This window comes from Flavobacterium sasangense DSM 21067, from assembly GCF_000686885.1.
Lineage (GTDB): Bacteria > Bacteroidota > Bacteroidia > Flavobacteriales > Flavobacteriaceae > Flavobacterium > Flavobacterium sasangense.
Genome location: NZ_JMLU01000021.1, coordinates 54,786 through 65,929 on the forward strand (window position 1 = coordinate 54,786; position 11,144 = coordinate 65,929).

Consider the following 11,144-nt stretch of genomic DNA (forward strand, 5'->3'; position numbering starts at 1 on the left):
AAAAGTCCCGAAATATTTCGGGACTTTTTATTTAGCTTATAATCTGTATTTTAAACTAAGAATTACAAATCTTGGTTGCACTCTATAACTTGAAAAAGTACTCGTTCCTCCTAGCTGACTAAAACTGTTAGTGTCTAACGATTTTGTATCTAGTAAATTGGTTCCTGAAAGTTTCCATTCCCATTTACTATCTTTCTTTTGATACATTAAACTTGCCGTTAAGAAATCGTATTCACTATCAATAGTATTTGACTTGTTTCGGTTGTGATAATAAGAGTATTCCGAAACGAATGAAAATGCATCAAGGAAAAAATATTCTAAAGTAACTGTTGGGCTATCCACATAAATTACATCAGAAAAATTGTCGTTAATAGTAAAATTATAACCCAATGTTAAATTAGGCAATGTTTTGTAATTAGTTGAAAAACTCAAACCATAGTTTTGTGAAACAGATTCTGTAGTTTGAATTTTAGTTGGATTATTATTTGGATCAGAATCCGAATCAGGAAAAACTCGAATATTATTAAATTTTGACCAATTTACTCCTGCTCTCGCATTTGCTTTATAATATTTAGCAAAAGAACGTCCGTAATTTCCAGTAGCCGATAAAGTTTCATCAGGGAAAGAAGAGTTGATATTTACAGCTGATGAAATTTGATTTACTCCAACCAATAACGCTCTGGTTTTAATACCTTCTAATTGTCTTGTATACGAAATATTAGCAAAAATATTTTCGAAGTTAAACATGTTATACTTAAAATAACGCAATGAGTGAACTTGAGAAGTCGAATTTTCTAAGAATCTATTTCCGCTAAACAAACTATTATAATTTGAAAACACATAACCTTGAGCTAACTTGTTGATATCTGTAAAATTGTTTGTTAAAGAATAATTATAAGTCAGTGTTTCTGATTTTTTAATTTGCCATAACGCGTATACATCTGGTAAAATTCTATTGAAAGACTGCTTGTTTGATGTTCCAAGTTGTTGATCATTAGTATTAAACTGATGCACACTAAATCCTGGATTAAAAGTAAACTTTCCGGTCATGAATTTATAATGCAATCCTAAAAACACATCGTTAAACGAATAATTAACATTATTCATTGTACTTGCATCTGTTAGATTGTTCTGAGTACCATTATTCAAAATCTGGAAAATAGACGAATCAAAGTTTTGGTACGAATAGGTGTTTCCTAAAGTTAAATTGATATTGCTTTTTGGAGTCAACATGTAATAATAATCAAACTTTGTATCCACTTTATTGGTTTGAACAAAACGTTTCTGAGTTACATCGTCTCTTACTCCTGCTCCTTCATTTATGTAACCTGTTAACAAAGGTGCAAAAGGTAAAGTTTCAAGGTTAGCATTATAAAATGGATCTTCATTTTGATACAAATGCTGCATTTCAAAACCAAAAACATGCTTATCACTTAATGTGTAGTAGTAATTAAGATTTTGATTTATTGAAAAAGGATTTTGTTTTTTTGCTGTATAAATATCAGACAACAAGCTAGAAAAAACGCTTGTATTTTCTTTTTGGTCAGAAATCTTAATTAATGCATCGTAATCAAAATGTTTTTTTTCAGACGGCACATAACTCGAACTCAATTTAAACAAAACTTGATTACTTTTTTGTCTTGTAAAATCTTCACGAGTTTCTGTAATCGTTTGAGAAGTTCCATCTGGTAAATTATCTACACGATTAGAAACTGTTCTGTTTTCTATTTCGGTTTTATTTCCTAATAAAATTCCAAAACCACTTAATGTCCATGCTTTTGAAGGATTAAAACTAAAGTTGGCAGCACCAAACGTTGATTCGATATTAGCTGCTTGATTGTTACGAAGTCCCATAATTCCCAAATCATTAGACACAACATTAAAAGAAGAACCTCCTTTTCGCATCATATTTTTGAAACCTCCTGTAAATTTGAAATAATCTTGAGCTGTTAATGGTAATTCTCCAATATTATTCACATTACCAATAACATTTAAACTGTATTTGGGATTATAATAAAACAATTTAGGATTCACGATATAACGCGCATCATCCATCCCAACACCAATTCCGGCCGTCATATCTCCAAACCAGAAGTTCTTTTTCCCTTCCTTAAGCTTGATATTTAATGCAATACTTTCCTCGTTATTTTCTAAACCTTTTAAGTTAGAAACTTCGTTATAATTTCGCAAAACTTGGATTTTATCTAAAGCATCTGCTGGAATATTTTTGGTAGCCAATTTTGTATCGCCGTCAAAGAAATCTTTCCCTTCCACCATTACTTTTTGGACTTTTTTCCCTTCTACTTCAATTTCTCCGTCTTTGTTTACCTCAACACCTGGAAGCTTTTTCAATACATCTTCCAACTTTCGCTCAGTACCATTGGTAAAAGAATCAGAGTTATAAATAATCGTATCACCCGAAACACTTACTGGCATTTCTTGAACAATCTCAACTTCATTTAGCTGTGTTCCTTCTTTTAAAACTACTGGGTAATTCATTGTAGTTGTTCCAGTAGTAACCGATTTTTCGAAAGTTTGAAAACCTATATAACTCACTTTAAGAGTGTAAGTTGTATTAGATTTTAAAGTCAAGATAAATTTTCCGGCTTCATTAGTAATTGCATAAGCATCCATTGCTTTAGTTTGCTGATTTACAGCCATAATATTAGCCATTTCTAAACCAACTCCTGTGGTATCTTTAACAGTTCCTTCGAAACGTATATTTTGAGAAAAACTAATTGAGCTAAATAATAAAAATAGAAATAATATATTTTTTTTCATTTGTTAATAATATTAAGTAAGACTAATATTATGATGTTTTGTTACAAATTTATTAATCAAAATTTTTGTTACATTTTAATTTCTATAACTCCATCTTCATTTTTCATACTATTTAATTTCTTTTCTTCAATTTCATCAAATTCTTTTTGAGTTACTTTTTTTCCATTTTTAGGTGCTTTAATTTCTATTTTTTCTTTAGGATTTAAAACTATTTTTGAACATAAAAAAGTGGTTTCTCCTTCATGTAATTCTAAAATTAAACCTGGCAAACCCCAATATTTATTTGGACCGTTTGAAACTGGAATTTCAATAGCATACCATGCTTCAATTATTTTTTCTTTAGGTTCACTTGGTGTAAAAAAACTTGTTTTACCGCTTTCTAATTTTTTCTTATAATCTTCATACTCTTTTAATTCTTCTTCTGTAACTGGAATAATAATTTGTGCTTTAATACAAGTGTAATTACCAATCTTCTTCTCTTCACCAGTTATAATCCAGTTAAATTTTGGCAAAGAATCTATGACTAAAAATTCTTTTCCAAAAATATCTAAATCGGTTGTGTATTGTTTTGTTTTAAAATTTTTATAATATTTAGAATCGCCTCCACCTGAAAAACTAACAGAAACTCCATTACTAGAAGGTTTAGGTGCAGCTAATTTTTCTTCTTCTGAGTAAATTGACTCCACAGTATTAAATGATAAAATATAGGTTTTTTCAAAAGCCTTCTTCATTTTTTCCATCATTTTTTCTTTAACATCTGGTGTCATATCATTACTTGTAATATTAAAATTCTTCATGCTTGTTTGTGAAGAATAATAAGCTATTCCTTGAAAATTTTGCGCAAACGAACTAAGGGTTAGCCATAAAAATGCACTTGAAAAAAATAATGTTTTCATATATATTAGTTTTTAATTAATTGAAGCAAATTAACAGCATTAAAATCAAATAACAAGTTAATGAATGTTAACGTGTGTTAACGGTTAAATTTATATGCAAATAGTTTTTACTTTTGATGAATGAAAATTAATCTAAAAAGAATTTTTGTACTAATTAGCCTTTTAGTTTTAGCAACTATTTGTTTACAAGTTTATTGGAATTACAAAAATTATTTGAGCAATAAAGAACGTTTAAAAAACGAAGTACAAATTGCTTATGACAAGGCTATAGAGACATATTTTGATGAAGATTCAAAGGAAACTTTTATAAGTGTGATTAGCAAGGATTCTACCACGAAAGTTGAAGATTTAATTCGTGAAATAAAACTAGATTCAAAATTTGGAAAACAATTTAGCAAACCAAAAAAAGTTGATTCTATCGACACAAAAGTTTCTGTTAAGTTTATAGAAACAGATGAAAACCAAAGAAGCATACATCCTTTTGAAAATAAAGCAATAAAGGTTGAAGAAATTTCATCCATACAAATTCTTAAAGGTAAAAAAGCGATGGATTCAATTGAAGGATTAGAAAATTTTCCTAGTAAAATTACCATGTCATTTAAGAATGATTCTATAAAATACAAAATTTTAGATTCTATTTTTAAAGCAGAACTAAATCGAAAAAATATTGCATTAAAATACGAAATAAAACATTTAAAAAACGACACTTTATTTTTTACATATTATAAAAACAAAATAAAGTTACCTTTTCAAATTATTCCGAATTCTGCCTATTTTAAAAACAAAGAAACTTTAAATTTAAATTATGATTATTCAAAGGGATTACTAGTCAAACGAATGGGGGTTGAATTAATTTTATCATTATTTTTTTCATTAGCTGTTATAAGTTGTTTGTTTTTTTTACTTTTTATCATCAAAAAACAAAAAAAAGTTGACGAAATAAAAAATGATTTTATCAACAACATTACTCACGAATTCAAAACGCCAATAACAACAATAGCAACTGCTTTAGAAGGAATGAGCACATTTAATCCTGAAAATAATTTAGAAAAAAATAAAAAATATATTGCCATGTCATTCAATCAATTGTTTAAATTGGAAAACATGGTCGAAAAAATATTAGAAACAGCTACTTTAAACGTTAAAGAACTTCAATTGAATTTAGAAACTATTAATTTAATAGTTTTTATTAAATCAATTATTGAAAAACATCAAGATATTTCTAAAAAACAAATCACTTTTGAATTTGAAAAAGAAGAATTATATATTAGTGCAGATTCATTTTATTTAGAAAATGCAATTTCAAATTTAATTGATAATGCAATAAAATATGGTGGAAACAACATTGAAATCAATTGTTTTCAAACGGATAAAACCACTGTAATTAAAGTAAAAGACACCGGAAATTCGATTTTAAAATCGCAAGAAAAATTAATATTTGAAAAGTTTTATAGAATTCCAAAAGGAAACATTCACGACATAAAAGGATATGGAATTGGCTTATATTTTGCAAAAACTATAGTTGAAAAACACTTAGGAACAATTGAATTAACCATAACAAACGAGACTATTTTTAAAATAACTTTACCAAATGACTAACAAAATTAATCTGCTTTTGGCTGAGGACGAAGCATCATTAGGAATAATTATTAAGGAAAGTTTAGAAAGTAGAAACTTTACTGTTACATTATGTGAAAATGGAGAATTAGCTTTTGAAGAATTTATAAAATCAAACTTTGACGCTTTGGTATTAGATATTATGATGCCCAAAAAAGACGGTTTTACATTAGCCGAAGAAATTAGACAAATTAACAAAACTATTCCTATTTTATTTTTAACAGCAAAATCACAAACAGCCGATGTAGTTAAAGGATTTAAAATAGGTTGCAATGATTACATAAAAAAACCTTTTAGTATAGAAGAATTAATTGTAAGAATCATATCATTAACTAATAACCCTCAAAATAAAACTGCAGCAACAAGATTTACAATTGGATCTTATGAATTTGAAACGGAATCACAATTATTAATTCATGGAGAAAAAACAGTTAAATTAACTAATAGAGAATCTATTTTACTAGAATTTTTAGTAAAAAATAAGGGAAAAACGATAGAAAGAACCTTGATATTAAATACCGTTTGGGGAAATGAAGATTTTTTTAGTGGGAGAAGTATGGATGTATTTATAACGAAGTTAAGAAAAAAATTAAACCTCGACCCATCTGTAGAAATTATTAACAGTAGAGGACGAGGTTATAAATTAATATTTTAGATTCTACCCATTCTAAATTGCATACGACTACCTCCGCCAGGTCCAGAATTCATTTCGCGCATTTCTTCCATTTTCTTTTTCACAATTTCATCATATTCTTTTTGCGTTACCTCTTTTCCTTTTGAAGCAGGTTTAATCTCAACTTTTTCTTTAGAATTTAAAACCAACTTAGAACATAAAATTACCGTTTTACCATCGTTAACCTCTAAGATTAAACCTGGTAAACCCCAATAATTTTCTGGGCCTTGATTTACAGGAATTTCTGGGCAATACCATGCTATAATAACATTTTCTTTAGGCATTTCCCAATCATCTGTAAAATTAGTTTTTTTAGCTTTTGCAGTATCTTTTACCGTTTCCGCTTTTTTCTCACCTTCTTTAGTATTGTTATTTCTGAATCTGAAATTTCTAAAATCAGACTCACTCACTTTTACTACTGCAGTTGCTTTAAAACAAGTATAATTACCAATCTGTTTCGATTCACCTTCTAATTTCCATTCATATTTTGGCAATGAATCTTTAATTAAAAACTCTTTCCCAAAAAACTCTTTATCCACCACATATTGCTTATCCTTAGCATTTTTATAGTGGGTTCCACCGCCTCCCATCATCGACATCATCATTCTACCTCCACCTTGTTGACCAGGCGCATCTAATTTTTCTTCTTCTTTATAAATTGAAGCTGTTTTATCGAAGTTTAAAATAAATGTTCTTTCAAACATTTTTTTCATACGCTCTTCTATTTGTTTTTGCATTTCTGGCGTCATTTCTCTATTTCCACTCATACCTTTCATAAAATCAGCGGTACTTGTTTTAGACTCATAAACTGCCATTCCTTGAAAATTCTGAGCATTTACTAACCCAGAAATCATAAAAATCGAAGCAATAATAATTTTTTTCATTCTTTTCAGATGTTTTAGCTACATATATAGACTACAAAAAGTGCATTTTGTTACACAATTTAACTGCTATTTTTGTGTTAAAGTAGTATATTAGACCTTTAATTCTAAGAAATAGTTTAACGAATGTCTTTAAAAAAAATACTCTTTATAACCTTTTTAAATTTTTATTGCTTGTACGTGAGCAGTCAAAATGAAATTCCTGCATTAAAATTAGAAACCATAAAACTAGAATGTGACATTTTTTTAGGTTTTGACAATCAACAAAACAGTTACTTCATAAAAGAAAACGTACTAATAAAAAAAAGCCCAACTAAACATTTCCAATATAACAACCTAAGTTTAGGAAAAATCACAAATGTAGACTTCCAAAATCCGTTAGAAATTGTAATTTTTTATAAAAATTTCAATACGGTTGTATTATTAGACAATCAATTGAACGAAATTAAGAAGATAGATTTCAATTTAAAATCAACTCCAATTAACTTAGAAGCAGTGGCTTTGTCTTCTCAAAATCAAATTTGGATTTACGATAGTATTTCATCAAAAATTGGATTATACAATGTAAACACAGATACTTTTAAGTGGATTTCTACCATGCTTGAAAATCCAATTTCTTATTACGAATCCGATTACACGCATTTTTATTGGACCGATGTGAATTTGAATTTGTATCGCATTTCAATTTATGGTACGATTGAAAAATTAGGAATTCTTCCAAAGTTTGACACAATTCAGTTTACAAAAAATGGCAATTCCATTTATAAAACAGATGATAAATTATATTACTACGACTTAACTTCTAAGAGTAGCAGCAAAATAGCAATTGATGAAAAAATCATTTCAAAATTTTTCTTTAGAGATGGAATTTTGTCTATTTTTACCCAAAATGAAATTACTAATTACAAAATAATTTTACCATAATGCACATAGCAGTAGCAGGAAATATTGGAGCAGGAAAAACAACGTTAACAAAATTATTAGCGAAACATTTTAAATGGGAACCGCATTTTGAAGATGTGGTAGACAACCCGTATTTGGATGATTTTTATCACCAAATGGAACGATGGAGTTTTAATCTTCAAATCTATTTCTTAAACAGTCGTTTTCGTCAAGTATTGCAAATTCGTGAAAGTGGTAAAAACATTATTCAAGACCGAACCATTTATGAAGACGCGCACATTTTCGCACCCAATCTTCATGCTATGGGATTGATGTCCAACAGAGATTACAACAACTATACTTCACTTTTCGAATTGATGGAAAGTTTAGTAGGTTCGCCTGACTTATTGATTTATTTGAGAAGTTCGATTCCAAATTTAGTGAGTCAAATTCATAAAAGAGGAAGAGATTACGAAAATTCGATTTCGATTGATTATTTAAGCCGTTTGAACGAAAGATACGAAGCTTGGATTCAAACCTACAACAAAGGAAAACTAGTAATCATTGATGTAGACAACATTGATTTCGTTAACAATCCAGAAGATTTAGGAATGATTATCAATAGAATTGATGCCGAATTAAACGGATTATTTTAGATATACAAAACGCCTCGTTTGAGGCGTTTTTTTATTTCATTGTGTCAAACAACGACTTCACTTTTATCTTTTTTGGAGCTTTGGACAATTTGATAACTCGTTTTTCATTCGGTAACAAATCAAAATAATTATCTTCAAAAAACATTTCATTTTCCGAAGACAGAAAAACATCCTTAGCTAAAACATCTGAAGAAATTTCAATGGTTAACTCGTCAATAGTTCTGATTTGAATGCTTGGTTTTGTAAGTAGTAAGTCTTTTGGTTTATAAAAATAATGACGAGTGTAAATTTGTTCTAAAGGAGGAAATGAAACCGACAATACCGCTTGTTTTAAGTTAAAAGCTAAAAAATCCTTCTTTGAAATTTCAAAATGCATCTTACTTGAATTTTCCGAAGCAATGAAAATTATCTTTTCATTCCACAATTTAGTGCCTTTAAAATCGATTAAATCAATAACGAATTCACCTGAATACTGATTTAAATCATCGTTAACAATATAAATTCTATAACTATCATTTGCTTCTTCAACGGAAAACAACAAATTTTCAAAACTTCGTTTCGCTTGATAATGAAACGCTTTCCAATTTCCGTAATAATCTAACGAGCTCCAAGATGTAACAGGCCAACAATCATTGAATTGCCAATACAAAGTTCCCATACAATAGGGTTTGGCTCTTCGATGGGCTTCAATAGCGATTTTCATGCCACGAGCTTGCAGTAATTGAGAAACATAAGCATAATCTTCAAAATCTTTTGGCACTACATAATCACGTTCCATGTATTCGTTAATGGTTTCATAACCTGTTGGTTGTTTTTGATGATTTTTAAAAGCTTCGGAAGTGAAATTCAAATCTTCTTTATTCATCACTTTTTGCAACGTTTCTAAATTTGGCATACCTTGAAAACCGTATTCGCTCATAAAACGTCCTACTTTCTTTTCATAAATCTCAAACGGTTCTTTTCCCCACCAAACGCCCCAATAATGCGAATCGCCTTGTAATAAACTTTCTTTTCTTCCCCAACCAATCGATGGCGAAGACGACCAATAAATATTCTTTTCTTTCGGAAGTAAACTGTCTAAAGTTTTCGGAATCATTTCATGAAATACTTTTTTGTAATCGTTCCAAATTTGAGTGGAATCAGCTTTTGAATAATTAAATTGCTTTTGCCAACCCCAATTGTGCCAACCTTCATCGTTTTCATTATTGCCACACCAAATGGCTATACTCGGATGATTTTGCAAACGATTCACATTATCAATTACTTCTTGCTTTACATTTTCAACAAATTCTTCATCGCCCGGATACATCGAACAAGCAAACATAAAATCTTGCCAAACTAAAATTCCTTTGGCATCACAAGCTTCATAAAACGCATCATCAAAATACACGCCGCCACCCCAAACACGAAGCATATTCATATTCGCTTTTTTAGCATTTTCGACTAAAGAAAAATAAGTAGTATCGGAAACTCGTGGTAAAAAACTATCGGGCGGAACTACATTGGCGCCTTTCATGAAAACCGATTTTCCGTTTAATTTGAAATAAAAACTTTTTCCAGCTTGGTCTTTTTCCTGAATTAATTCGATAGTTCTCAAGCCAATATTTAGCTTTTTTGAATCTAAAAACTGCTTTTTCTGATTGATTTCAACAGTAAAAGGATATAAATTCGCATCACCTAAACCATTACACCACCACAACTTTGGATTGGCAATTTCATATTGCATTTTGATTTTGTTCTTTCCTTTTTTAAGATTGAAAACCTCTGTTTTTTCATTGATTTTTAGCTGAATCGTTTTGACTTTGGAAACGTAAATTTCGGTTGTGAATTCTAAAACAGCTTTTTTGTCATTCAATTCGATTTGACTGTATTTTATGTTTTCGATTTTAGCCGAATTCCAAAATTTCAGTTGGACTTTTTTCCAAATTCCTGCCGTAACGAATCGTGGTCCCCAATCCCAACCAAATTGATATTGCGCTTTTCTAACAAAAACACGTTCTTTTTCGGGTAAGGTATAAGACAATTTTTTCGCTTCTTCTTTCCCTTTTTGAACTGCGGAATGAAAAACAACTTTTAAATGATTGGCACCTATTTTCAAATGTGTTTTAGCAGCTATTGTCCATTTTCGGAACATATTATCCGCTTCTAAAACTGCTTTTCCGTTTAAATAAACCATTGCATAGGTATCCAAACCCTCAAATTCTAAATCGATATTTTGATTTTCTAGTTCCGATTCTGATAATGTAAAATATGTTTCGTATTCCCAATTCTCATTTTCAATCCATTGCAATTTTTTTTCGTTGGCTCCAAAAAACGGATTAGGAATTAATTGGTTTTGAAATAAATCGGTGTGAACGGTTCCGGGAATAGTTGCCTTGTGTTTTTTTGCTTTATTTTGCTTGTTGAATGTCCAGTTTTCTGACGACAAATTGCGATAGGAAATTTGTGCTGAAACGGAATAGCAGATGAAAATTAGAAATAATGTTATTTTTTTAAACATATAAGATTCTGTGTTGATTTCAAATTTAAATCTTAATTTTTATTACTTTTGTTTTTCAAGACAGTCATTGAACTAGTCTCTATAGCGTGTTTAAACCATTTGTGTTTGCGCGCTATTTTTTGTTATATATTCTTTATCATACACTGTCTCATTTTTGAATAATATATAAATAAGTTCAAGTATTTTTCTCTGAACAGCGACTAATGCTTTCATTTTAATTCCGTTCTTTGATATGAGCCTAGCGTAAATATTTTTAAA

The 11,144-nt window shown here is 29.4% G+C and carries 8 protein-coding genes; 4 read left to right on the plus strand and 4 right to left on the minus strand.

Annotated features, from left to right (window positions below; all coding sequences use genetic code 11):
• Positions 1-36: 36 nt before the first annotated feature.
• Entirely contained in the window at positions 37-2,781 is a 2,745-nt protein-coding gene (locus tag BP92_RS0109845; protein WP_026725918.1) for a carboxypeptidase-like regulatory domain-containing protein, read from the minus strand.
• A 68-nt stretch (positions 2,782-2,849) separates the two neighbouring features.
• Positions 2,850-3,677, minus strand: a complete 828-nt coding sequence (locus tag BP92_RS0109850; RefSeq protein WP_026725919.1) for a GLPGLI family protein — start codon at positions 3,675-3,677, stop codon at positions 2,850-2,852.
• A gap of 120 nt (positions 3,678-3,797) precedes the next feature.
• On the opposite strand from BP92_RS0109850, the gene BP92_RS0109855 reads away from it, so the two are divergent.
• Entirely contained in the window at positions 3,798-5,276 is a 1,479-nt protein-coding gene (locus BP92_RS0109855) for a sensor histidine kinase (protein ID WP_035693248.1), read from the plus strand.
• A complete protein-coding gene (locus BP92_RS0109860; protein WP_026725921.1) occupies positions 5,269-5,949 on the plus strand; it encodes a response regulator transcription factor in 681 nt (226 codons plus the stop codon). Before BP92_RS0109855 ends, BP92_RS0109860 begins: the two co-directional genes overlap by 8 nt.
• Here the strand turns inward: BP92_RS0109860 and BP92_RS0109865 are convergent.
• Entirely contained in the window at positions 5,946-6,851 is a 906-nt protein-coding gene (locus BP92_RS0109865; RefSeq protein ID WP_026725922.1) for a GLPGLI family protein, read from the minus strand. The genes BP92_RS0109860 and BP92_RS0109865 overlap by 4 nt on opposite strands.
• A gap of 177 nt (positions 6,852-7,028) precedes the next feature.
• Between BP92_RS0109865 and BP92_RS0109870 the strand changes: the two genes are divergently transcribed.
• On the plus strand, positions 7,029-7,772 hold the full coding sequence (locus BP92_RS0109870; protein ID WP_051604438.1) for a hypothetical protein: 744 nt from the start codon (positions 7,029-7,031) through the stop codon (positions 7,770-7,772).
• On the plus strand, positions 7,772-8,386 hold the full coding sequence (locus tag BP92_RS0109875; protein ID WP_026725924.1) for a deoxynucleoside kinase: 615 nt from the start codon (positions 7,772-7,774) through the stop codon (positions 8,384-8,386). Before BP92_RS0109870 ends, BP92_RS0109875 begins: the two co-directional genes overlap by 1 nt.
• 31 nt (positions 8,387-8,417) lie before the next feature.
• Here BP92_RS0109875 and BP92_RS0109880 read toward each other — a convergent pair whose 3' ends face one another.
• Entirely contained in the window at positions 8,418-10,886 is a 2,469-nt protein-coding gene (locus tag BP92_RS0109880; RefSeq protein ID WP_026725925.1) for a beta-mannosidase, read from the minus strand.
• Positions 10,887-11,144 lie beyond the last annotated feature (258 nt).